Here is a 20,967-nt window from a genome sequence, read left to right as displayed (position 1 = left end):
TTACCAACCGGAGGATGAGGGAACGTAGATTTCCGTTTCTTCTGGCACCATCGCCGGACAATGCATGCACATCATCAGGGAGTCGGCCAGGTTAGGTGACGGGATGCCGAGCTTCTGCTTCATCTCGACCTTGGTCATGAGCTCAAGCTTTCCGTTACCGTTAAATTTGCGCTGGATCTGCGTGAGTTCAGCGAATGCCTTCTCCAGCATCTTCTCGCCGATAGCTTCCTTGTCGAAGCTCAGCATGCTGTCAGGGTCTGCATAATCACCGTGAACAACGGCGCGGTACGTCAGATAGAGCCTGTCAGCCAGGGTGTAGTAGAACTGAGCACGCTTGTTGCGGAACACGTCACCGATTGTGCGGATATTGTCGCCCTGAACCACTTCATCAGCCCACGCCCCGGACTGATACGGCGCATCCTCATCGAAAGGGGATTCGCTCCCCTTGAACATGGTCGCGGTGATCTTCTTCCCGGCGAATGAGTCAGTAACCTGGCGACGCAATCCAGCGCCTAGGCCGTCACCATCCCAGAGGAAGTGATCTGCGTTGTCACTAATAGCCAAATCAGCAGCCCAGTCCGCACCTTCGTTGATATCCATATGGATACCTTCCTGAATGCGCTTAACGACTGAACCATGTCGCATCGCATAGCCCTTAGCGTCTGGACCCGTATCTGATGGGTCATGCGCAACAATCACCGCGCCTTTTGCTTTCCATCCGAGTTTGATATGCGCGTCAGTTGCAGCCTCTAACCATTCAAACTTGATAATTGCCATCTCTGACGCTCCCACGGGCTCACCGAGGTACACATGCCGGTAAAGCTCATGATTAGCCTTCTTCATAATCTCCATATCCCTGCGGAGAGTTTCCGGGAACCATGGATTGGCTGTGTAGTTGATCTGCTTAACGATGCAGTAGCGATTCCCGTTTTCGTCATAGTCTGGATAGATACGATTGGTAACAAATCGCTGATGAGTATCACTGAGCCTGTTTTTCGGGTTGTATGCCACCCATATCTCTGACTCAACTATCCGCCCATACTCAACGCTGTAATACTCTTTACGTACCGTTGGGATAAGCGTTTCCCATGAGTCCTTGGATACGTTCTCAGCTTCCTCTACAAGCGCGGCATCGAAGTTTGCGTAACCCTTGATGTTTTCCACGTTAAGCCGAAGGAAGTCGAAGCTGATACGCCCACCGCTATTGGCGAATATTTCAGTCTTATTAACCGTCACCAGTGAGTGCAGGTTTCGGCGATTGATCTCTTCAACGATTTCCGCATAGCATGATTCCTTAATGGACTTCATGTACTCGCGAAAACAGATAAGCTTCCATCCGTGATAGATGACGTTATTGAGGAGGATTGTTATGAACGTTCGCGTCTTGGCGGAACCTCGGCCGCCATGAGCAACTTTAAATCTGGCTGGCTGCAGGTATTCCTCAAACGCTTCAGGAATGCTGCATTGATCTGTCATTGCGTCTCGCTTTTCACCACGTTATACACCGGCGCTTTTGGTGTCATGGAGCCGTCATCGGATGTATGGTTAACATCCTGCTTCTCTCTCCACTTGTCTTTCTGTCTGTTCTTAAGCCAGAAGATCATCGCCGTGACATCGCCAGGTACATGCTTCTCTGCATCCACCTCTTTGAACCCGTCCGCGGTTTTCTCTTCTCGCTTTTCTTTTGCCGTGTAGCCAATTGCCCTATTAAACAGGGTGCTTGCCACTTCCCCATCAGCTACAGCCTTTCCCTTTTTTATGGACTCTAAAAACTCAGGGTGTTCGAGCTTCCAGTTGTTGATCGTTGCCTCGCTAACCTCGAAGAAGCTAGCAAGTTCGGCGTCGGTATAGCCCAGCAAGCACAATTTGCGAGCCTGCTCGGCATACGCCTCTTGATACTTTGTTGGGCGAGCCATAATTACGCCTTAGTGAATGCCTGAGCGTATTCAACCATACGGCCAGGGGTTAACTGGATAACGCTCATGTCGCCCAGCGGCAGGAAGCCAGCGGCGATCTTAGCGTTGCACTTAATGGTGAAGTCAGCGCGGTCAGAGCTAACCACGATGTCGTAGTCAGTTGCTGTAGTGCCGCCAGCTGCGACAACCTGGAAATATTCAGTCTTGGTAGGAGTGGCATGAACGCCAACCAAACCGCCTTGAGGAAAGCGTGATGCTGCGATATGCGACTTAACCACTGGAATTAGGTTTGCTACCGAACCGGCGGTTGCCGTCTGCATGGATGTGATTGCCATTACTTAGCCCCTTTCTTTGATTTCTTCTTGCCTTTACCGGCTTTGCTCATAGCAATGGCGATAGCCTGGTCTTGTGGCTTGCCTGCTTTAATTTCGGTAGCGATGTTCTCGCTGATGACCTTTTTCGACTTACCTTTCTTCAGTGGCATCTCAAACTCCTGTCGGGAATAAATCTAAAGCCTCTGTGGCTTTTCTGATTGCTATCTCAGTACGAGATACAACGCCTGAATCGCTCGTCGCGTTCGAATATCCATCACGGAATAGCTCGTACTTCAGTCTTTCCCCGCCGACAAAGGAGATTGCTTTTCCTGCTGCGGTGGTGTCACCCATAACAAGCCGAAGAAGCTCAAGGTTCATGGCTTGCACGTCAGTCATTCCTACAATATCCGCCATGATTGGCTCCAGTTGTTTGGTAAAAGCCATTATCGAAGCCACTCGGGAATGGCTTCTGTAATGATTAACATTGCATCGGTTGTAGCGATGATCCACATTGGCCAGCAACTCCATGAGGCGCTTTGAATCTCCAAGTGGCTAATGTAGAACCGGTGTCGCTCATAAGATAAGCTACGTCCCCGCCCGCGCTTGTTAGTCCGTCGCCAAGCGTTACTGAATTACTTAGTTTGTCGTAGCCCTGAAACGTGATCGTGTTACTGGCTTGGTGGAAGATTGGGTCCTGAACAGCGTGAATGATTTCATTCCCGTTGGCAGTGATGATTTTCAGTGCGAACATTTTCTTTCTCCTAGTTCTTCTATTGGGTTAGTCGCAGCATCAGCCACACCTCTCGGAGTTGCCTCGCCACTTCCGTCTTTCCGGCTGCCAAGACGTGATCACCTCCTGCTAGGTAACACAGTCTTATTCCTTGTCGGGGGAATTCATTTCAAACACTGCGTGTTGATATATTCCTGCAGCGCTTTTAGTGCTGTTTGGTCGCTGACGATCCCGGATCTGATACCGAGAACGTTTCGTCCAGCAGTTGAAGAGAGTTCGACGGCGCCATCATTGCCCATGCCGGAGGAGCTGGCGGTTTCGGTTGTGGCGGGCACAGAACACTTGCCTTTGACGAGCACCCGACCACCATTATCAAGCTTGCGCTGCAGAGCATCATTTTTAGCTTTTGCATCTGCTAACTCCTGGGTGTATTTGGCATCCAGCGCAGCAACATCGCGCCGCCTGGTTTCCATATCAGTGATGGTGGCGGAGGCCTGATTCAGCGCATTAGTTTTCTCATCGCGCTGACGCTTGTATTTGGTGGCATTATCTCGGTAATGGTTAACCGCCCATCCCAGCGAAACTATCAGGCAAGTGATAAGGCCAATAGCGATTGCTGTTAGCCTGTTCATGACAGAAACAGCGAACGTTCCCGCTGCCTGCGAGGAAGAAGAATATCCGGATCGTTACCTGCTCGTTTCCATGGCAGGAACTGATCTGCAGCACCGGCATAATCTCCAACCTTAAGCTTGCGTAGCAGTGTTGAACCGTTGAATGCTGATGCGCCGATGTTGAACACCAGACTGCATAACGCGTCGTATTGATTCTGGTTCAGCGCGACATTCGCCGAATTGATAGCTCGCTCAGTCCACTGCAGGTCAAAGCGAAGCAGGTCGGATGATTTCTCTTTCGAGATAGTCATACCCATTGCAACAGGCTTTCCATCAACCAAGCCAGTATGACCGACGCCAATCGTGGGGATCCCGCGCGTATCTTTGTATGCGGAGAGCTTTTCACCCTCTTGGCGCTTCAGGAAGTCGATACCGTTATTGCTGATTTTCATCACTAGCACCTACTCGCTTGCTGATGGCGCTGATTGCGATACTCCGGATCTTATCTACCCCCATGCACCCAACCATCCCGCCAATGAAAGGTGATAGGCTTATCGGGAGGCCAACAACATCGAGAGCACTGGAAATGCAAAGAGTAAGGGCGCCACATAGGACGCCCTCAATCCAGCGATTCTTTCGCTCTACACCATCGTAAATTAATCGGCCATAGCAAATTAACCCGGCCATCATTGAACCAAGAATTTGCGGCCATGAGTTTTTAAGGCCGTTCAGAACGTCGACCCAGAATCCTGCATCGCGTTCATTCATTTGACGATCCTGCATACTCTAGCCCCTACACTCTCCCCGCCGAGCGAGTCAACGAATGCACGGTCGTTATCACAGAGAACACGGAGAGCGCCGATTTGAGCGCCCCATGCATCCTTCTTCCACAGTTCAACAGTGGAGATAACTTCATCATCGGTCTTTGCGCTTGCGAGGCCATATGAAACGACAGATCGCGGGTACGCGTAGGCCGCCGAGTTAATCCTCGAATTAACCTCTGCAGCGAGATAAGAAAGGAGAATTAAGCCCAGCAACCAAGGAGACGAACTCACGAAACCAGCCCGGACGAGCTCAGGTAATTTGAGCATGGTGGGTTCCTTACATTGCTATGCTGTAGTCAAAGGTTCAGCCCGCAGCCGTAGACGATCAGCTACTAAGAGGATGCCACGGAGTGTGTCGCTGTTGGCTGGGGATGAAATGCAAAAACCCCGCACGGTGGCGAGGCTAAAATGTTGTGTGGTGTCCGGCGCTGATCCCCGGCTAGCAGTCGTCGCCATGGTAGGCTTTTACCCCACCATCTAGCTCATTCACCACATCGGAAAGAGCACTAACCCCATTGACCAGCCGGAACTATCCTGGATTGCCAAGTCAATGCTCTTACCTGTTGTGATCAAAAAAGGCCGCGTTAGCGACCTATTCTTAATCTGGATATACCAGTGGCATCCAGTGAGTTATCTTGGTTGAGCCTGATTCTATAAACGCCTTGGTTCTTTGCCAGTACCCACCCATGCAGGCCAGCCTGAATACATCTCCTGAATCACTTAGTGCAATAACGTCTTTCGACCATTTATCTTTCTGGTTTTCCGGAAGACGAATATCAACATTAATCCAATCATCAGGCCTCATAGTGATACTCCCAGCGCCATTTAGCTGGAGAATCGCAAAGGCGACCATCAATCCATTCTTTCACATTAACCCTGACTAATCGGTAGCGCAAAAACTTTTCTGGTGCCATTGGAGCGTTAGCTAGAAGTTCAATGTGCCCTTCTTCAAGGGTCTGCTTGCGCGGCATGTTTAGTACCTCAAGCTCGGGCGCTCCATTTATGTCTACATTGATTTCGTAAACATTGGCATCATAAGGTCCACCGACCAATGGTATTTTCATAACAACCTCGTCTAGTTGCTCGTCAATATTCGCTATGGCAGGCGGTGACGATACCGCTTTTCGATTGGCCAATCTAGCCATAGCAAAACTGCCGCAGCAACTTAAGAGTCACTAACGGCAGCTTATGTCACTATTATGGGTAAATAGGTAAAACAAAGTCAAGCATTATCTATGCAACATGCTTAATTTTCTCTACACGTTTGCGACTGTTGAACGCATTTACCATCGGAGCGTAGAGCATATATAAGCTCGCCTTGAGGATTTCAGCCACTTCTTTCCGGCATGTTTCCTCTGACGGCTTGCGCCACCCCTCCCCTAATCGACCGCGGTGAATCTTGCGGGGTTTTGCAGTCGCGTGATAGTAAGATGCAATGGCTCGCTTGGATGAACCATGAGCGTAGTAGCTGAGCAGGATGCCAAAGGCCTTCTTGTCGATAAACATGACGGAATCTACGACCTGAGAAATCAACATTCCATCATCGTCATTGCACATCGTCCTACTTGGATTCTTGCTTGGCTCTACGCTTTCCATGAACTTGGCGATCATGTTGCTCATGCGTCGCTCGAGTCGGCCGGAGTAAACCCATGCACCCCACAACTCAAGCCAGCCGTTTACCCACTGGTGCTGATCATCATCCAGCTCAAATTTGCTGATGTTCACGATATGCCCTCCGTCTTAACCGTTCCGTGCCGGTCTTGTTTTGTGGTGAACAACGTATGCATTCCTCGCCGGTCGATAACCTTAACGACCATGTTCCCGCCGGGACGCTGAACTACTCCGTGACATCTGCCGGTTAGCGCGCGGAGGAATCTCGCCTCTTCGATTGCTGCAGGTATGCTTGTGAACATCAGGCTGCCTCCTGGAGTTTTTTCAGTTCCCGCAATTTCGCTCTGTAATGCGCTCTAATCGCGTCAAGCTCTTCTCGGGTGTATCGGTGTGGGTTGTTGTTGTTTTCAAGCGCCATGACTCGACCAGCGCCGATTTTCGTGATGAGACTGATTCGGTATTGAGTGATTGCGCCGGAGTGATGGACATTGCAGGATGCGCACTGCAGATGGCAGTTATCTTCGTTGAACCGGAGCTGACCGGCCGCAGCTGTCGTTCTGAAGTGACCCGCGTGATATTCCGTTGCCGTTGTACTGCCGCAGCTAATGCAGCCACTTCCCTCATCCCTGGCTCGTATGTAGTCGTTGAAGGCTCGCTGGGTCATGGATATCCAATGACTCAAGGGCTTCGCGTCAGCCTTGCGCTTGTTCCACTCACGGCGTGCAGATGCCTCAGATTGCTTTTGCTTGCGCTCTGATTGCTGCTTTGCGTGTTGGATTGCACATGGAGTGCTACAGACGATTTGAAGGGAGTTTCGAGGAGTGAACTTTGTGGGGCATATTCTGCATTTCTTCGGCTTCGGCGGCTTGATGCCTTTAGCCATCTTCATCCTCCGCGTTTCCGATAACCTCATCCGCCTGACGGTCTATCTCGTCGTTGCAATGCTGGCAGATATAGCACTCGTCCTCTGACAATTTTGAAAGGCAGCTGCAGCAGATATCTATGCCGTACTTCTTCGGCACTTTCATAATTTCCGTAATGGTTATGGCGTTCATCGTACGCACCTCATCAGCAGAAACAGAACGGCATTACCCGGCCATGCGAGGCTGAGTAACAGCATCTTTGTGGTTGATAGGGTTGGCTCGTATTTGCAGAAGAACTCGAAGCTGCGGCCAGCGATGAAGCAGTAAGCGCAGGCGGCTATTACTCCGATAAGAATTAATATCGCTATCATGGCTTTCTCCTGGCGCGACGACGCAGCCACATGCTGTCGGCTAATGTCGCGGTGTAATTTAGGGTTTTAACTTCTGCAGGATCTGGTTTTTTCTTGCGGGGTGTTTTGGTTGATGTCTTGAATATCAGATTTTCTTCCAGCCTATCCCAGGCTGATTTTCGCCTTCGTGTCATGATGCCATCCCCAATTTTATGGATGACGCACCATAGATAATTAACTCATCGCGATCGACAAAACTTGTCAGCCCGGCGCCGAGACGCATGTGATTGAAGATGATTAACATCGACCCTTTGTTATTTCCGTTCACCGCTAAGCCGGTATCCGCCCTTACAAACGATATGCGTCCGCCAGTAATGAACCTGATTTCTGTCGCGTGCTCTCTGGCAAGTTTGAACCAGCCCACAGATGGGTCAGCTGGCACCAGCATGACCACTCCATTACCATTAAAAGCGGCTTCAACGGCCTTGTTAACCCATGGAGTGATATCGCTATATGGCGGATTACACCACAGATAGCCAGCGCCGAAAGAATCAAACCAGTCTGCTGACAATGCGTCATCCTCCTTGGCCAGGAACGCCGGATGAAGATGATTGAGATGGCTTGCAGCCACATCTCCCACAAAATTGAACTCAGCATCCAGTGCCGCATACAGCTCTAGCGGGGTTCGCCATAGATCGCGTATCTCAACCGGTGTATTGCTTCCTGTATAGTCGCTCATCACGCCACCTTTCTCTTATCGCCATATCGATTAGCCCACTCGATAGCGAGCCGGGATTCATCGCTGAACTTGACGCCATGCTCAGCACCAAACGCGTTTATAAGCTCGATGAGGTCGCGCATTTCTCCGACGGTCATCTTGCTTGTTGATTGCCCCAGAACGACGAAGCCGCCGTCTATGCCAGGAACCGTTTCTTGCTTCTTCAGCGCAGCAGTGAAAACACACTTCCAGCTCTCAGAGCCCATCTTTCTCCCATACCAAACGACCTGCTCGCTGATGTCGCGCAGGGTTGCCCAGAGCTTGGCGTTCTGGTCTAGGCTTCTGGTTGGCTCTTGGATGGTTACTGCGAGTGGTTTGTCCGGATTTAGTGGTAGGCTGTCGATGAAGTTTTTCAGGTTCTGGCGTATCTGTGGGCTTCTTAGGTAGAAGACCTGTTTAGTCATTTCTCCCCCGATTCTCTTTGTAGAGCGAGTCGCAAATCAACTTGTACTCGCGATCGAAGAAGTTACATCTCTCATTGTAATTGCTACCAATAGCTCTAATTTTTTCCGTCGCCATCGCGGTTGCAGCAGTTACCAACGCAACCTGAAGCTCGACTGGAAGTTCAGGAAATTTTGGTTCGTTATTCATCTTCACTTCCCTTTGATTGATAGGCCGATAGAGCGGATGTAATCCTTATATGCCAGCCTCGTTCCTTCAGCCGTCATATAGGAATCCAGCTCATCAAAATCAACCACGATGCTTGCTCGGCTGGCCTGCCATGCTGCAAACATCCCTCGTTTGATGCGGTTAAACATCACGCCTTGGATGTTGCTTAGCTGATTATCGTAGTCTTCTTGTTGCCACCACTGTTCAAACTCTTCTCGTAGCTTATCCATGCTTCACCTCGAATTTGAGATTTCCGATTTTTGCAATCTGCTTTTTCAGGCTGATGATTTTCTTCTGTCGCATTTCTTCGGCCTTCTGAAGTGCGTCACTTTCTGTGAAATGAAAATCCCCTTTATGCATATACGCGTCAAAATAACCTTTGGCTCTATCGCCAGGAATCACGGCCATATCGCTTCCGCAATTGCATTCAGCCATTGCCGAGTAAACGCCGACTGTCAGCGCGTATTTGGTAACGAAAATCTTTGTTAATTGCTTATCCATGGATATCTCCTTTGCTTGGCAGGTTAGCGCCAGCCAGATGCTTCTTTGGTTTGTTGTTCGTTCTGCGCATAACGCATCGCGGCTTCTTCCTGGTCGATGTTGACGAAGTGACCATTCTTCCAGCCCATATAAAACGTCTTTGGTTGGCCGGAGCGATATTTCCCGATGATGATTTCAGCAATTCCTTTCATGTTGCTGTGCTCATCGTAAACCTCGTCGCGGTACGGGAAGATAATCACGTCTGCGTCCTGCTCAATTGAGCTTGAGTCCTTCAGGTCTGCCATGCTTGGTCGTTTGTCTGCCCGGTTTTCTGGGCCGCGGTTAAGCTGCGCCAAGAGAATTACGGGAACCTTACTGCGCAAACAGAACTGCTTCAGCTTGCGTGTCATTTCCCCGATGGCAATGTCGTTACGCTCTGCTTTTGGCTTTGTGATAAGTCCGAGATAATCGATTGCTAGGAAGCTTAAGCCGCCGTCCATGTTCATCCGCTCTGCATGAGCGATAGCTGCATCAGCAGTGAACGCTCCATCAATGACGTAGTTGTTTTCGTCCATTAGCGTGCCGGTAGCGCCGGTGAGCTTCGTGTATTGCTCTTGAATCATGTTCAGCGGGTTGCGTAGCGTGCTGATAGATAATCCTGCGCGATCCGCGACATGGCGCTCTACCACCTGCATGTCCGACATTTCCATCGACACCAGCAAGCCCTTACCCTTCTGCCGACCAATCGAGTTAGCAATGTTGATTGCCAGCTCCGTCTTGCCCATGCCAGGGCGGCCAGCGATGATAATTAAGTCTGTGCGGTCGAATCCGCCATATTCATCATCCAGCGGGTCGATTCCCGTTTTCAGGTACATCCCGGAATCAGCGCCCTGCATTCGCTTTTCAAGCACGTCCATGTAGTCAGGAAGCAAATCACCGATGCGGCGAGGAAGCTTGTCGTTGGTCTCGAATTGCACCTTTGACAGGACGCTAGCCACTTCTGCGGTTCGCTCGTTGATATCATGAGCTCCGACGCTTTGCAGAATTGAGATTGCTTGCTGCAGATCGCTAATGCCTTTACGGATCATCCAGCATTGACGGACGCGTTTTGCCCATGCTCGGATGTTGGCTGCAGACTTACAGCGCGCCGCCACGCTCAACACTAAGTCCTTGCTTGAATCGGAAAGACTATCTTGAACGGTAAACTGGTCGATTGGTTCGGCCTGATTCAGGAGGGTGACGATTACTTGATACATCTGGCGGAGGTGGAAATTTTCAAAGGCTTCTGCAGGTAACTTTCCGGCGACTTCACGGCAGTCAATGTGGTCGCCCTTGATCATCATTGAGCCGACCAACTGCTCTTCAAACTCGTAACTTTCCATCAGTCCTCCCGGGAAAGAATTTCGTCAATCTTCTCTTGGCGAAGTGCGGTCTCAATGCCGTATCGCTTGCCTTCAGGATTGTCGCCACAAGCCCACTTCGTTGGCGTGTAGCCATGGGCGAGATAGCCATTCAGGAACGTGTTGATCTCTGTTGGCTGGCTGCCAATCTCCTTGCACTGCTTCAGGTAGGACTGCCAGAGACGCTTCAATCCACTCTCGACTGTGGTCGATACATTGCGAATTTTTGGTAGCCCATGTTTATCGGCTTTGCAGTTCCAGGTGTCGCGCAGTCTTTCGCGATCGAAAGCTGGCATTGCAGAGCGAGGATTTGTTCCTCTGGCTCGCGGATTGGTGCCATTCTGCCGTGGGGTTAATTTTTCTTCCAACGGCAATCCCACTGCGTGGGTTTGGGTAATGTTTATTTCTTTCTTTTGAATATTGTCTTTTGTGTGTCCCTCATGGTGTAAATCATGATTTACCGACGGTGTGACAATATCTGTTACATACGGTGTAAAACTTTCAATCACGGCATTAATCTCATTTACGGCCTGAGTGACTGTTGCTTCAAACATCTCTCCGCGGATCATCTGTCCTTTCATGGCTTGGTGAACCAATGGCTCTACGGCACCTGCATGGAGGTTAAATGGAGAAACATAAAAGACTTTAGGGTTGCCACCTTCGAAGTAGTACTTGACCTCTTTAAGCCTTTCCTCTGCATCTCGCGAGGTAAATCCCACTTTAACCGGGCCATTTTCATCTTCAGCAAACACGTAAATGTAGCCAGCCTTATGCTTCGTAGAACCATACTCTCTGCGTCGCTCTGGGCGCTCGACGCACCAGTCAGAAATAACCTTGTTGATACCGACTTTCCTTCCATCGGTAATCAATACCTTCATGTTCAATAACTCGGTTTTCGTCGAACTACACCTTGTTCTTGGCATCCCCGTCATTTCTGAGAATTGCTCTCCGCTAATCCAATCAAACTTCTTGTTAAATCCGTATGTTTTACGGATTACAGCCAGCAGGAGCTTCATCTGCCGAGCGGTAAAGTTGTTAGACATAATGGAATCGAGCAGCTCGTTAGCTATGCGGGTATACCCATCATCGGTATCAGCCACGCGTTGCTCCATGACCTCTTGATGAGGTTTACGGTAGTCGGATAATTTTCTAACGACGCCCATTCTTCTTCACCCCTGCCAGTGCAATCCGATATTCACCAATGAACCGAGCAGCAAAGCTCCGGTTATTGGCGGCTGCAACAACGATTCCTTCCGGTGAATCAGGATGCCGTCGTTCCTCTTCTGTCTTGTAAATTCGGCGATTTTTTGCCATAATTTCCTCCAGTGGTTTTCTCCAAACATCACTATCACGCCTCGAAAGCTGCAACTTCCGGGGCGTTTTCTTTTGGTGACAGATATCCAGCCAGGCGCTTAGCCAACTCCGCCATTTCTTCGTCTGCTATCCCATAGTTCAGGACAGCAAGCGCCATGCTCATAGTCTCCAGCAAGCCTGATTTCCACCGGCTAACCTGGGACTCATGAACACCCATAGCATCAGCAAACTTGCGCTGACCCATTACTGCGATTTTGTTCAGAAGCGACGAATGAATCTTCATCGCCGTCTTGCGTGTGCTTGCAGTTTCCATGCGTAATACTTCCTTTGTGGTTTAAATAGTTACGTGCGGCATCCGTGGGGATTGCCACTTTGGTTTGTGCGACCGAAACAGTCGCGGTTAAGTTGTTTAAAGAGCGTTGATACTTATGCGGCGTTATTGCCGTTCTCTTTGCCGTATTGCAACCAATGCGGATCGCACTGGAGAGCACTGGCAAGCTCAAACAAAAAACGAGGGCGTTTGGTTGTACCAGCTTCAATTTGCTGCAAGGACTGCTGTTTCATGCCTGCCTTTGCCGCCAATTGCGCCTGGGTCATTTTCAGTTCCTCGCGCTTCTGTTTGAGGCGTTGAGATATAGTTTCCATTTCTCACCTCCACAGTTTTATCTGTATTTTGCGACAGATACTTCTGTTTGTCAATGACAGGATTAACTGTGAGGATCGGTGCAAAGGGAGGGCATATATGAGCCTTGCAGACAGAGTAAAAACCAGGCGCGAAGAATTGGGTCTGACACAAACGGGAGCGGCAGAAAAGGCCGGGATAAAACAACAATCGTGGCAAGCTATAGAAGATGGTAAAACACAAAAACCACGAAACATTATAGGTATTGCTAAGGCGTTAGATTGCGACCCTGCTTGGCTTTTGCAAGGGGGCGCATTCAAGCCTGTTTCTGAATTAAATGCCAGGAGAGTCCCGCTGATCAGCTACGTGCAGGCTGGGGCGCTAGCGGAGAATAGACCTATAGAGGATATCGAAGGCGAATTTGAGTATGTAATGACCGACATGGATCTATCAGCGCATAGCTTTGCATTGCGTATTGTTGGCGACTCAATGGAACCTGATTTCAAAGAGGGTGATGTAATTATCATTGACCCTGAAGTTGAGCCTTCACCAGGCGAGTTTGTGGTAGCAAAGAATGGAAACCATGAGGCCACATTTAAAAAATACAGGCCATTAGGTATTGGAAGGTTTGGGTATGATTGTTTTGAACTGATCCCACTCAATAGCGACTATGCCAAGATGGACAGCACAGCGCAGGATATAGCAATCATCGGAACGATGGTTGAACATCGCATCTACCGCAGAAAAAGGTAGCAACTCCCTGCCCTACAAACCGCCTAATGGCGGTTTTTTTTCGCCTTATGAAAATTAAATTCACACCAAATACAGGTACATATGTATTTACCACCAAATAATACAGTTTTATCTGTTGACTGCATTACAGTTTTATCTGTATCTTTAACTCACAGCAGGACGCTGACCAGCCAAACGGAAGCTTGGCACCGCTCTTTAACAATCCAGATTGAGACTGATTCGGTCTCACCAAAGAGAAGTTGGCTTTGGGTCGCTGTTTCCGACAAGCGTTAGTTCGGACACGGAAGCTAGGCAGCAGGCGTCTTATGTCGCCCACGCAAGGCGACGGCGACACCAAAGCTAACTAACGGAGAAATCCATATGAACAGCAAAGAACGTAAAAAGCTGGCTCGGGCAATCGCACATCGGGCAGAGCGCAACAAAGACATCATCCTGGCTCGCAATGTGGCCTCAGCACTGGTTGGAAATGCGCGAGTTGCCAAGGCGCTTTCACTCACTGAATACAAAGCATGCCCTCGGCCAGTTCGTGAGTCAGCTGAAGGCGGAGCGATGTGCTTGCCCGAGGTAGCGATGTTCGCAGCCGGGCATCGCAAATCAAACAAAATCACCGCACGTTAACAGCAGAGGGTTACACGATGGATCTAATCCATAAAATACTTGGGACATACTTCTGCATTTCACTGCTTTTTGGATTATGTGCTTTTTATACGCCATGGGCTTGGAGGTCAAAGTATGCGGTAGCGATCGTATATGGGCCATTTTGGTCCTCATTCATGATTTGTGCCTTTTGGACTGCGATAGAACTGATTTGGTTTTAAGTAAAAAAAATCCATTTATGCATGCAATTTATACCGCCGCCTAGCGGCTTTTTTTACGCCTAAAAGTCGAGGTAAGCATGAGCTTCAGAGGAAAGGTTTGGTTTTGGATGTTGGTTTCATGCGCCCTCTTCTGGTGTGGCGTGGTTATTGGATTGATGGAGAGAACGTGATGAGCAAAGAAACAGGTGGGCCAGCATTCCCGCGACCAGCGGACAGGGTAGATGATGGAGCAGAAGGGCTTTCATTGCGCGATTACTTCGCTTCTATGGTCATGTCTGGAGTTCAATCTGGGCCAAACTTAAATGAATGGGATCCAACTGAATATGCTGAGTACGCCTATGAAGTAGCTGATGCCATGCTGAAAGCTCGTAATGACTGACCATCACAAAGCTCATTTCACAGTGGGCTTGATGATGTATCAGTAAGAAGACATAACCCCTCTTATCGTCACTTAGGCCGCCATTGTGCGGCCATTTTTTTACCCGGAGATTAGAATGGAAAAGCCAAGCATTGCCCAGTTCATGTATTTCTGTGCAAGCAATAAAGATCTTCAGCTAGATTTTAGGCCTCACGACTGCGGAAGCTGGAGAGGGGTTTACGCAGAGCCTTGTATATTTGTTGAAAATGGAACTTCAACCTTATCTGAATTCATTCCTTATCTTGAGAGATTAGTGAATGACGGACCTTTTTACGGATATAAAGGCGGAGAATACTCATACAACAAAGATAGCGATTTAAATATGGAAATGACTTATGGGTCATATAGTGGTGACGAATCGATGATATACGAAGTTTTATCAACAATAAGACTGATTAACGCCACCTTCCTAAAGGTAACGATCGAAGCCGCCTAAGTGCGGCTTTCTTATTACCATCGCTAAGCCAATTTACGAGTTGGTTCAGCAATGAATACCTATCAATCAGGAGTTACCCATGCAGCAACTTGCTTACGCTGGGTGCCCGCTCATGGGCGCTCAATCTGAAACATTACTCGAAATCATCACCCGCCGGATGCGCTGCATTGGCCGATGGTTGAAAGACACTCTTAATCAAAGAGGTGAGCCCTAATGGACATGACAAGAACACTGCAGCTTCTCGCCTTGCTCGCCAAAGAGAAGAACGACGACACCCTATTCCAGCTTGCTAACTCTCTTTTCTATCGGGGGATGAAATGAAAATGACATTCGTATGCACCGAATATCACGCCAAGGCTGGACAGCGACAAGGTGAGGTTCGCATTGAGGCGGACGGTGTCGCTTTGTTCGGTCATGTTGATGAGAAACAGATCATGCCTCAGCTCGATATCAAAGCCGTGTTTGAGTGGCTTGCAGAGAATGGATATACGGTCACAGAAAATAAGGCGGTTGCATGAGCCAGGAATTACTAGCAGACGATGGATTGTTTGTTTCTCACATGCTTGCGGAGATTGTCGAGGAAATGACTGATGAGCAGGCGGCAATTGAAGCCATTGCCGACTTTATGTCAGAGCGTCAGGCTCAACAGATGGGGATAGGCTATGAGTAAAGAATTTATTCAAAAGCTGGCTGTAATCCAGCGAGAACTTAATGCTCCAAAAAACCAACGTAACTCGTTCGGCAACTATAACTATCGAAGCTGCGAGGACATCCTTGAGGGTGTTAAGCCACTGCTTGGCGATCTTTTTCTCTCCATTAGCGATGAGATAGTTCAGATTGGCGACCGATTCTATGTGAAAGCGACGGCAACAATCACGGATGGTGCGCATAGCCATTCTGCTTCCGCAATGGCTCGTGAAGCCCTTACAAAGAAAGGCATGGATGATGCGCAGGTAACTGGAGCAACAAGCTCCTATGCCCGCAAATACTGCTTAAATGGCCTGTTCGGCATTGACGATGCTAAGGACGCTGACACTGATGAGCATCGAAAGCAAGAGAATGCCGCAAAGCCTGAACCGCAAAAACAAAAACCCACACCTCAGCAAGTGCTCAATAAGTTTACCGCAGCTGCCTCGACACTTGATATTGCCGGTCTAGAAAAGGCATTTGCATGGACAAAGGCAAATCTAGCTGGAAACAATGATCTTCTTAGCAAAGCCACTGAGGTCTACAACATCCAAAAAACTGACTTGGAGTTACCAATTTAATGCACAGCATCACTGTACGACTCAACAAATCCGCTCGGGAGTTTCAAGCAGGAGATAGCATTGGCTTTAACATCCGCGCGGGTGTTCAGTACTACGACCGGCAGAAAAAGCAGAAGGAATGGACGAATTACAGCGCTGCTGTATTTGCCAAGCCGGGCCCGCAAGCTGATTACTATCGTAGTGTTCTGGTTGAGGGATCTGTAGTTGAAATCAGCGGTGAAACTATCCGCGTTGATGTGTATGACGGGCAAAACGGGCAAGCCATCACGCTTGAGCTTCAAAATGCCAGGATTGGCTTTGTGCAGTCAGTATCAAATCAGGGTAAGCCGCAAAAAAACTCCGATCAGCATTCGAATCAGCAAAGCAATCAATCTGGCTGGGATGACGAACCGCCATTCTGAGCAGCCTACAAAGCCGCAGGTAACCACTCATGAAAGAACAATACGCGGAAATAGTCGCGGGATGCCTTGCGGCTTTTGACGCCCTAAAGCGCGGTGAAACCCACGAACGCGCCAACAAAATGATGACCAATACATCCGCGAAAAACGCGGCTTTTTTATTGCCTGAACTTCGGCCTTCCAGTGAGAAAACGAAGATGGATAAAAACACCAAAACCATATCGGTAGTTCGCATCGTCGGAAGCTGCTGGGAGTTTCCCGACGGCCAGAGAATTCCTGATTTTCTTAAGGCTGACAAAAAGGCCAAGCAACTCGGAATGGTGCTTGATCGTCGGCAGAAATGGCGCTTTAGCGAAACTGAATAGGATGCATCATGTTCGGACTATTTCTTCTCATCTGCACTAGCGGCGCGGATATCTGCAGCTATCAATCTGCTGGCTATATCTACCCGGATTACCAGAACTGTACTGCTGACATCGCCGCGCAAAACCTCCCCTCTTATTACGAATGCCTGCCAGTTGATGCTGTGGTGCGGGCTGAGGATGAGCAATGAACAATCAGCAAGAGTCAAAAAATATAAAGCTTAATAACTCAGATTTCTCTTTTCTCACCAATCAAAAGCCATGGTTAAAAATCCCAGCAGATGGAAGCCCGTTAACGTTCACAGGAAACGCAGATGAGGCGGCAAAGGAGTTTTTCAACGCCCTGATTCGAGTGCGTGACGGATATATCTCAGCACTGAAGGCTGAGCGCGATGCGCTGGCTGTGGAGAATCAGGCGCTGAAGGATTCGAACAGAAAATTGATAAACGAGCAACAGGCGTCATGGCCTATTGGTTTGCTTGATTCATTTATTGCTGAACATGACCCGAAAACCCCGGCCACCTCCGCAGCACTTGCAGCTATCCGGAATGAGGCTACCGCGCGAGCCCTCAAGCATCTGTGTGACTGCCAGCTTATCAGCGCTACGGTCGCGGAACTTAAAGCCACCGAGCTGCGGGAGGGGAAATAACATGGCCTGTAATTGCTTTGAAAAAACAGCTGCGCTGTTCAAGGAACGCATTTCTGAAAAGGTCGGCGATGCCCTTGGCGAGATTGATGAGGCTGGGTTCGAGCACTCACTCTACAACTTCAGCGGCGGCGATCATTCCCCGGTAGCGATGAATTTTAAATTCCGCTACTACCGCAAGCGCAAAGGCGGCGGGCTGGCTGCCAACCAGACCAAAGTAGACCACCTCTGCATGATGAGCTACTGCCCTCTCTGCGGGACTAAATTCGAAGGCGACGAAAAGCAGCAGGAGGCCAAATGAAAGAGCGCCCAGTGATTTTCAACGGAGAAATGGTTCGCGCAATTCTCGACGGACGCAAGACCCAGACGCGGCGGGTTATGAAGGTTCAGCCATCTGAGCATTTCCACCCTATGAATATGTCCCTTGAATTGGATTATTCCGCTCGCTGGTATACCCCCGGCGTCGTCGATAAAGACGGCTATCTGCAACCGGCTACGGGTCAGGTTTTCGGCGTTGCAGGTGAAGATGAGGGTTATGCGTGTCCGTTCGGAGCGGTAGGCGATCGGCTGTGGGTGCGGGAGACGTTCGGCGATTGCGGTAATCGACTCGTATATCGCGCCGCCACTGAAGATGGAGCGGCAAGCCAGGTTAAGCGCTGGGTGCCATCAATTCACATGCCACGTGACGCCTGCCGCATCCTGCTGGAAATCACCGCAGTACGTGTTGAGCGCCTGAACGATATCAGCGAAGAGGACGCCAAGGCTGAGGGCGTGGCGCCATCGCAACACATCATCACGCCGCCAGAAGCGCTATATCGCGTTGGGTTCCTGAAATTGTGGCAGTCCATCTACGGCGAAGAAAGCTGGGGCGCCAACCCCTGGGTGTGGGCGATATCGTTCCGGAGGGTTAAATGATTAAACCATGCCCCTCTTACCCGGGTTACTCGGCGACAGATGATTGCAGGATTGTTTCTCACCGCCGACGCGGAACAGGCAAAAATCGTGGATCTGTTTCGAGCATTGACCCTGCGTTCAGTTATTACCTGAAGCAATGCAAGAAAAATAAGGGCTATTTGAATGTCAGCATCTCTTTTGAATCAGGTAAATCTCGCTCAGTTGGAGTTCATCAACTTGTCGCAGATGCTTTCCATGGGCCATGCCCAGCCGGACTGCAAGTAAGGCACCTGAATGGAGATCCAAAAGACAATCGTCCGTCAAATCTGAAATATGGCACAGCCAAGGAGAATGCGGATGACAGAAAGAAACATGGAACATATCAAATAGGCGGAAATCACCCAGGCTCAAAGCTTACTGATGAGCAGGCGCAGAAGATAAGAAGCCTAAGGAGTGGAGGCAAGAAGGTGAAGGACTTGGCGGCTCAATTCCTGGTAAGCACATCAACTATTGAATCCATTATTTATGGCCACTCATACAAACAGCAAGAACCAGTCCAGCGGGCCGAGGCCCAGGAGAAAGCATTATGAATCTGACAATCCAACAAATTTGCGATATCTGCGACCTGATGGGAATCAACTACGAACAGCCTGATGCCGGTCAACTGGAAACTGAAGTGTGGATCGGTGAGGGAACTATCGCGGGCGAACATGGCGAACCTGACTATCACGGCCTGATCGCTCACGATGCTGAGTATCCGGAAGAAGGCGCTGTGGCACTGGAGAAAGCATTATGAGCACGTTAATCGGCGTAATTCGCATTCTGATTTTGGTGGTGGCAATCCTGCAGATCAAGGTAGTTACAGTAACCGCAACTGGGTTCGGTTCGTACTTCCTTGCAGGATTACTGTTCAGCCTCTACTGCTGGGCAATCCTGAAGCTTCTGGACTACCTGAAGGACTACAGTCATGGAAAATAAGCTGAGCGAACTGAAAGCGGCCGCAATGGCCGCAACCCCGGGTCCGTGGTTCCGTTCCAGCGTGCAGTTCAACGGCATCACCACAGAGGAAACATTCATCACTCAAGGAAATAAGCCTCACGTGGCAGGCGCCAGCGAAAAACGCGATGCCATATTCATTGCAGTTGCTAACCCTGTTGCCGTTCTCGCCCTGCTGGCAGAGCTAGAAGCGAAGGATAAGCGCATCGCCGAGCTTGAGCAGCGACTGGCTACGCCGGTGCGGTTGAAAAAGGTCGATTCCAGCAACGTGCCTTTTGCCGGTGATGGATTTAATGCTGCCGTTGATTATTGCGCCGATGCCGTTCGCGCCGCTGGCTTCACCGTAGAGGGGGATGACCAGTGAGCAAATACGAAAATCTGGACGCGGCAATTTTGCGGCGGATTGATGCGGAGCCAACTAAGTTTGTCGAGCTGTATAGCGGGTGTGTTCGCGGTTACTGCACGTCAATCGCCGGGGCCGAGGGAAAAGATAGCGATGAGGCATTCCGTGTTCTTGATCGCAGGCTTCAAGCGCTGCGCAAGAAAGGCCTTATTCGCAGTACAGGGCGTGGATGGGTAGAGGGGGATGAGTAGGATGACTGAGCTAACAGCAGCAGAACGTAAATGGCTAAATGATGTCCAGAGGGTACTTAACCGCTGCCCGTCAAAGCGCCTGGGATTTGCCACGATGGGTGACAGAAATATCGCTGTTTACGATACCGCATTCTCGCAGGCTATTGAAGACCACATTTTTAGCGTCGGAACGGGCGACTTCATTCCTACCGCAGAGCAGTTTGGTGCGGTGCTAGGCGAAATAACTTTTCCGGCCAACGTCGAATCTACAGCAGGTTAAGGGGGATGCATGAAAGAAGAACTGTATGGCTTAGCTAATCACATCGCCGGTGCGAAAGGCGGTTTGCCGCAGGAGTGGCAGGAATGGGCTGATGAAATTGAAATGGATATCCGCAAGTTGGCTAACCGGGAGGCGCAGCCGGTGGCAATTGGTGAAGTAAGATTAGGGCAACAGGATGATGTTGGTTGCTTCCCGTCGGCTCGCGTCATATGCCTACATGAGCAAGCGGATTGGGACAATTTCCCGGACGGCACCAAGCTCTACACCACTCCGCCAGCGCCAGCAGTGCCGGATGACGTGCGACGGGACGCTGAGCGTTGGCGAGCCATGTTGGGTAGCGCCCGCATACGAATTCTTGGAATAGCTGGCTTCGATGCACCAGTACCCCCTGGCGGTGATCCAGACTACCGGCATTTCGGCATGGAAATCTGGACGCATTACCCAGGATGGATGGCTGAGAAAAACGAGTACGGAATTGACACCCTGACACAATATGCCGACGCCTGCCGCGCCGCAATGCTGGCTCAACCTGTAAGCCAGGATTACACGTTGCCGGAGGGCTGGAAGCTGGTTCCTATTGAGCCGACAGCGGAAATGATAAATGCAGCGTTAGCATCTGGAGCTTTCTCCATACGCTCAGCGTACCGTCTAATGCTGGCAGCAGCGCCGGAGGGTGGGAATTGACTCACAGACCACTATAATT

At 49.8% G+C, this 20,967-nt stretch carries 44 protein-coding genes; 20 read left to right on the top strand and 24 right to left on the bottom strand.

Going from position 1 to position 20,967, the window contains the following annotated elements; all coding sequences use genetic code 11:
• From ACJ8KE_RS03480 to ACJ8KE_RS03365, 24 genes are all read right to left on the bottom strand, one after another.
• A complete protein-coding gene (locus ACJ8KE_RS03480; RefSeq protein ID WP_442517129.1) occupies window positions 1–1,476 on the bottom strand; it encodes a PBSX family phage terminase large subunit in 1,476 nt (491 codons plus the stop codon).
• Window positions 1,473–1,916, bottom strand: a complete 444-nt coding sequence (locus ACJ8KE_RS03475; RefSeq protein ID WP_060451870.1) for a hypothetical protein — start codon at window positions 1,914–1,916, stop codon at window positions 1,473–1,475. Before ACJ8KE_RS03475 ends, ACJ8KE_RS03480 begins: the two co-directional genes overlap by 4 nt.
• A 2-nt stretch (window positions 1,917–1,918) precedes the next feature.
• Entirely contained in the window at window positions 1,919–2,251 is a 333-nt protein-coding gene (locus tag ACJ8KE_RS03470) for a DUF1737 domain-containing protein (RefSeq protein WP_060441910.1), read from the bottom strand.
• The gene (locus ACJ8KE_RS03465; protein ID WP_442517128.1) at window positions 2,251–2,400 is read right to left on the bottom strand and encodes a hypothetical protein; all 150 of its coding nucleotides are present in this window, start codon (window positions 2,398–2,400) and stop codon (window positions 2,251–2,253) included. The genes ACJ8KE_RS03470 and ACJ8KE_RS03465 overlap by 1 nt, the downstream gene beginning before the upstream one ends.
• Before the next feature lies 1 nt (window position 2,401).
• Window positions 2,402–2,674, bottom strand: coding sequence for a DUF2560 family protein (locus ACJ8KE_RS03460; protein ID WP_282676877.1), 273 nt, complete (start codon window positions 2,672–2,674; stop codon window positions 2,402–2,404).
• Window positions 2,675–3,124: 450 nt separating this feature from the next.
• A complete protein-coding gene (locus tag ACJ8KE_RS03455; RefSeq protein WP_442517127.1) occupies window positions 3,125–3,592 on the bottom strand; it encodes a lysis protein in 468 nt (155 codons plus the stop codon).
• A complete protein-coding gene (locus ACJ8KE_RS03450; RefSeq protein WP_442517126.1) occupies window positions 3,589–4,023 on the bottom strand; it encodes a lysozyme in 435 nt (144 codons plus the stop codon). Before ACJ8KE_RS03450 ends, ACJ8KE_RS03455 begins: the two co-directional genes overlap by 4 nt.
• A complete protein-coding gene (locus ACJ8KE_RS03445; RefSeq protein ID WP_442517125.1) occupies window positions 4,007–4,339 on the bottom strand; it encodes a phage holin, lambda family in 333 nt (110 codons plus the stop codon). Before ACJ8KE_RS03445 ends, ACJ8KE_RS03450 begins: the two co-directional genes overlap by 17 nt.
• A gap of 654 nt (window positions 4,340–4,993) precedes the next feature.
• Window positions 4,994–5,200, bottom strand: coding sequence for a DUF551 domain-containing protein (locus tag ACJ8KE_RS03440; protein ID WP_442517124.1), 207 nt, complete (start codon window positions 5,198–5,200; stop codon window positions 4,994–4,996).
• Complete coding sequence (locus tag ACJ8KE_RS03435) at window positions 5,190–5,459, bottom strand: hypothetical protein (RefSeq protein ID WP_442517123.1); 270 nt, start codon at window positions 5,457–5,459, stop codon at window positions 5,190–5,192. Before ACJ8KE_RS03435 ends, ACJ8KE_RS03440 begins: the two co-directional genes overlap by 11 nt.
• A 169-nt stretch (window positions 5,460–5,628) precedes the next feature.
• Complete coding sequence (locus ACJ8KE_RS03430; RefSeq protein ID WP_442517122.1) at window positions 5,629–6,120, bottom strand: antiterminator Q family protein; 492 nt, start codon at window positions 6,118–6,120, stop codon at window positions 5,629–5,631.
• Window positions 6,121–6,307: 187 nt separating this feature from the next.
• Window positions 6,308–6,889, bottom strand: a complete 582-nt coding sequence (locus ACJ8KE_RS03425; RefSeq protein WP_442517121.1) for a recombination protein NinG — start codon at window positions 6,887–6,889, stop codon at window positions 6,308–6,310.
• Window positions 6,882–7,061, bottom strand: a complete 180-nt coding sequence (locus tag ACJ8KE_RS03420; protein ID WP_442517120.1) for a hypothetical protein — start codon at window positions 7,059–7,061, stop codon at window positions 6,882–6,884. The genes ACJ8KE_RS03425 and ACJ8KE_RS03420 overlap by 8 nt, the downstream gene beginning before the upstream one ends.
• 175 nt (window positions 7,062–7,236) lie before the next feature.
• Complete coding sequence (locus ACJ8KE_RS03415; RefSeq protein ID WP_442517119.1) at window positions 7,237–7,413, bottom strand: NinE family protein; 177 nt, start codon at window positions 7,411–7,413, stop codon at window positions 7,237–7,239.
• Window positions 7,410–7,958 carry a phage N-6-adenine-methyltransferase gene (locus ACJ8KE_RS03410; RefSeq protein ID WP_442517118.1) on the bottom strand — a complete coding sequence of 183 codons (549 nt, stop codon included), beginning with the start codon at window positions 7,956–7,958 and terminating at the stop codon, window positions 7,410–7,412. The genes ACJ8KE_RS03415 and ACJ8KE_RS03410 overlap by 4 nt, the downstream gene beginning before the upstream one ends.
• On the bottom strand, window positions 7,958–8,401 hold the full coding sequence (locus ACJ8KE_RS03405) for a recombination protein NinB (RefSeq protein WP_442517117.1): 444 nt from the start codon (window positions 8,399–8,401) through the stop codon (window positions 7,958–7,960). Before ACJ8KE_RS03405 ends, ACJ8KE_RS03410 begins: the two co-directional genes overlap by 1 nt.
• Window positions 8,394–8,588, bottom strand: coding sequence for a hypothetical protein (locus ACJ8KE_RS03400; RefSeq protein WP_442517116.1), 195 nt, complete (start codon window positions 8,586–8,588; stop codon window positions 8,394–8,396). Before ACJ8KE_RS03400 ends, ACJ8KE_RS03405 begins: the two co-directional genes overlap by 8 nt.
• A gap of 2 nt (window positions 8,589–8,590) precedes the next feature.
• Window positions 8,591–8,836, bottom strand: a complete 246-nt coding sequence (locus tag ACJ8KE_RS03395) for a hypothetical protein (protein ID WP_442517115.1) — start codon at window positions 8,834–8,836, stop codon at window positions 8,591–8,593.
• The gene (locus ACJ8KE_RS03390; RefSeq protein ID WP_442517114.1) at window positions 8,829–9,107 is read right to left on the bottom strand and encodes a hypothetical protein; all 279 of its coding nucleotides are present in this window, start codon (window positions 9,105–9,107) and stop codon (window positions 8,829–8,831) included. The genes ACJ8KE_RS03395 and ACJ8KE_RS03390 overlap by 8 nt, the downstream gene beginning before the upstream one ends.
• A 23-nt stretch (window positions 9,108–9,130) precedes the next feature.
• Window positions 9,131–10,468: a replicative DNA helicase gene (locus tag ACJ8KE_RS03385; RefSeq protein WP_442517113.1), complete on the bottom strand. Its 1,338-nt coding sequence runs from the start codon at window positions 10,466–10,468 to the stop codon at window positions 9,131–9,133.
• Entirely contained in the window at window positions 10,468–11,586 is a 1,119-nt protein-coding gene (locus ACJ8KE_RS03380) for a replication protein (protein ID WP_442517112.1), read from the bottom strand. The genes ACJ8KE_RS03385 and ACJ8KE_RS03380 overlap by 1 nt, the downstream gene beginning before the upstream one ends.
• 49 nt (window positions 11,587–11,635) lie before the next feature.
• Window positions 11,636–11,800: a hypothetical protein gene (locus ACJ8KE_RS03375; RefSeq protein WP_165877134.1), complete on the bottom strand. Its 165-nt coding sequence runs from the start codon at window positions 11,798–11,800 to the stop codon at window positions 11,636–11,638.
• 34 nt (window positions 11,801–11,834) lie between these two features.
• The gene (locus tag ACJ8KE_RS03370) at window positions 11,835–12,113 is read right to left on the bottom strand and encodes a CII family transcriptional regulator (RefSeq protein ID WP_038876083.1); all 279 of its coding nucleotides are present in this window, start codon (window positions 12,111–12,113) and stop codon (window positions 11,835–11,837) included.
• A gap of 113 nt (window positions 12,114–12,226) precedes the next feature.
• Window positions 12,227–12,445 (bottom strand): helix-turn-helix domain-containing protein, encoded by a 219-nt coding sequence (locus tag ACJ8KE_RS03365; RefSeq protein WP_197801385.1) that lies wholly within the window; start codon window positions 12,443–12,445, stop codon window positions 12,227–12,229.
• Window positions 12,446–12,542: 97 nt separating this feature from the next.
• Here ACJ8KE_RS03365 and ACJ8KE_RS03360 point away from each other — a divergent pair, with 97 nt between their 5' ends.
• The 20 genes from ACJ8KE_RS03360 to ACJ8KE_RS03265 all read left to right on the top strand — a co-directional run bounded on the left by ACJ8KE_RS03360 (window position 12,543) and on the right by ACJ8KE_RS03265 (window position 20,948).
• A complete protein-coding gene (locus ACJ8KE_RS03360; protein ID WP_442517111.1) occupies window positions 12,543–13,175 on the top strand; it encodes a helix-turn-helix domain-containing protein in 633 nt (210 codons plus the stop codon).
• Window positions 13,176–13,535: 360 nt separating this feature from the next.
• On the top strand, window positions 13,536–13,793 hold the full coding sequence (locus ACJ8KE_RS03355) for a transcriptional antitermination N peptide (protein WP_442517110.1): 258 nt from the start codon (window positions 13,536–13,538) through the stop codon (window positions 13,791–13,793).
• Between the two features lie 366 nt (window positions 13,794–14,159).
• Entirely contained in the window at window positions 14,160–14,372 is a 213-nt protein-coding gene (locus ACJ8KE_RS03350; RefSeq protein WP_442517109.1) for a hypothetical protein, read from the top strand.
• 115 nt (window positions 14,373–14,487) lie between these two features.
• Window positions 14,488–14,847 (top strand): hypothetical protein, encoded by a 360-nt coding sequence (locus ACJ8KE_RS03345; protein ID WP_442517108.1) that lies wholly within the window; start codon window positions 14,488–14,490, stop codon window positions 14,845–14,847.
• 79 nt (window positions 14,848–14,926) lie between these two features.
• Entirely contained in the window at window positions 14,927–15,061 is a 135-nt protein-coding gene (locus ACJ8KE_RS03340; RefSeq protein WP_020827381.1) for a protease FtsH-inhibitory lysogeny factor CIII, read from the top strand.
• Window positions 15,062–15,164: 103 nt separating this feature from the next.
• Entirely contained in the window at window positions 15,165–15,365 is a 201-nt protein-coding gene (locus ACJ8KE_RS03335; RefSeq protein WP_042784842.1) for a hypothetical protein, read from the top strand.
• Entirely contained in the window at window positions 15,362–15,517 is a 156-nt protein-coding gene (locus ACJ8KE_RS03330) for a hypothetical protein (RefSeq protein WP_442517107.1), read from the top strand. The genes ACJ8KE_RS03335 and ACJ8KE_RS03330 overlap by 4 nt, the downstream gene beginning before the upstream one ends.
• Window positions 15,510–16,115 carry an ERF family protein gene (locus ACJ8KE_RS03325; protein WP_442517106.1) on the top strand — a complete coding sequence of 202 codons (606 nt, stop codon included), beginning with the start codon at window positions 15,510–15,512 and terminating at the stop codon, window positions 16,113–16,115. The genes ACJ8KE_RS03330 and ACJ8KE_RS03325 overlap by 8 nt, the downstream gene beginning before the upstream one ends.
• On the top strand, window positions 16,115–16,516 hold the full coding sequence (locus ACJ8KE_RS03320) for a hypothetical protein (RefSeq protein WP_442517105.1): 402 nt from the start codon (window positions 16,115–16,117) through the stop codon (window positions 16,514–16,516). The genes ACJ8KE_RS03325 and ACJ8KE_RS03320 overlap by 1 nt, the downstream gene beginning before the upstream one ends.
• A 29-nt stretch (window positions 16,517–16,545) precedes the next feature.
• The gene (locus ACJ8KE_RS03315) at window positions 16,546–16,878 is read left to right on the top strand and encodes a hypothetical protein (RefSeq protein ID WP_442517104.1); all 333 of its coding nucleotides are present in this window, start codon (window positions 16,546–16,548) and stop codon (window positions 16,876–16,878) included.
• A gap of 8 nt (window positions 16,879–16,886) precedes the next feature.
• A complete protein-coding gene (locus ACJ8KE_RS03310; protein WP_442517103.1) occupies window positions 16,887–17,066 on the top strand; it encodes a hypothetical protein in 180 nt (59 codons plus the stop codon).
• Window positions 17,063–17,524 (top strand): hypothetical protein, encoded by a 462-nt coding sequence (locus ACJ8KE_RS03305; protein ID WP_442517102.1) that lies wholly within the window; start codon window positions 17,063–17,065, stop codon window positions 17,522–17,524. The genes ACJ8KE_RS03310 and ACJ8KE_RS03305 overlap by 4 nt, the downstream gene beginning before the upstream one ends.
• A gap of 1 nt (window position 17,525) precedes the next feature.
• Window positions 17,526–17,822 carry a hypothetical protein gene (locus ACJ8KE_RS03300; RefSeq protein ID WP_442517101.1) on the top strand — a complete coding sequence of 99 codons (297 nt, stop codon included), beginning with the start codon at window positions 17,526–17,528 and terminating at the stop codon, window positions 17,820–17,822.
• The gene (locus ACJ8KE_RS03295; RefSeq protein WP_442517100.1) at window positions 17,819–18,436 is read left to right on the top strand and encodes a hypothetical protein; all 618 of its coding nucleotides are present in this window, start codon (window positions 17,819–17,821) and stop codon (window positions 18,434–18,436) included. The genes ACJ8KE_RS03300 and ACJ8KE_RS03295 overlap by 4 nt, the downstream gene beginning before the upstream one ends.
• The gene (locus tag ACJ8KE_RS03290; protein ID WP_442517099.1) at window positions 18,433–19,005 is read left to right on the top strand and encodes an HNH endonuclease; all 573 of its coding nucleotides are present in this window, start codon (window positions 18,433–18,435) and stop codon (window positions 19,003–19,005) included. The genes ACJ8KE_RS03295 and ACJ8KE_RS03290 overlap by 4 nt, the downstream gene beginning before the upstream one ends.
• Window positions 19,002–19,211 carry a hypothetical protein gene (locus ACJ8KE_RS03285; protein ID WP_318431341.1) on the top strand — a complete coding sequence of 70 codons (210 nt, stop codon included), beginning with the start codon at window positions 19,002–19,004 and terminating at the stop codon, window positions 19,209–19,211. The genes ACJ8KE_RS03290 and ACJ8KE_RS03285 overlap by 4 nt, the downstream gene beginning before the upstream one ends.
• The gene (locus ACJ8KE_RS03280; RefSeq protein ID WP_442517098.1) at window positions 19,208–19,393 is read left to right on the top strand and encodes a hypothetical protein; all 186 of its coding nucleotides are present in this window, start codon (window positions 19,208–19,210) and stop codon (window positions 19,391–19,393) included. Before ACJ8KE_RS03285 ends, ACJ8KE_RS03280 begins: the two co-directional genes overlap by 4 nt.
• The gene (locus tag ACJ8KE_RS03275) at window positions 19,383–19,775 is read left to right on the top strand and encodes an ead/Ea22-like family protein (RefSeq protein ID WP_442517097.1); all 393 of its coding nucleotides are present in this window, start codon (window positions 19,383–19,385) and stop codon (window positions 19,773–19,775) included. The genes ACJ8KE_RS03280 and ACJ8KE_RS03275 overlap by 11 nt, the downstream gene beginning before the upstream one ends.
• A 231-nt stretch (window positions 19,776–20,006) precedes the next feature.
• A complete protein-coding gene (locus ACJ8KE_RS03270) occupies window positions 20,007–20,264 on the top strand; it encodes a hypothetical protein (RefSeq protein ID WP_442517096.1) in 258 nt (85 codons plus the stop codon).
• Between the two features lie 9 nt (window positions 20,265–20,273).
• On the top strand, window positions 20,274–20,948 hold the full coding sequence (locus ACJ8KE_RS03265) for a hypothetical protein (RefSeq protein WP_442517095.1): 675 nt from the start codon (window positions 20,274–20,276) through the stop codon (window positions 20,946–20,948).
• The last annotated feature ends 19 nt before the right edge of the window (window positions 20,949–20,967 follow it).

Origin of the sequence: Serratia sp. CY56464, assembly GCF_052168435.1 — a bacterium.
GTDB lineage: Bacteria > Pseudomonadota > Gammaproteobacteria > Enterobacterales > Enterobacteriaceae > Serratia > Serratia marcescens.
Note: the sequence above shows the minus strand (reverse complement) of the source record. Positions and strands in the feature narration are given on the sequence as shown.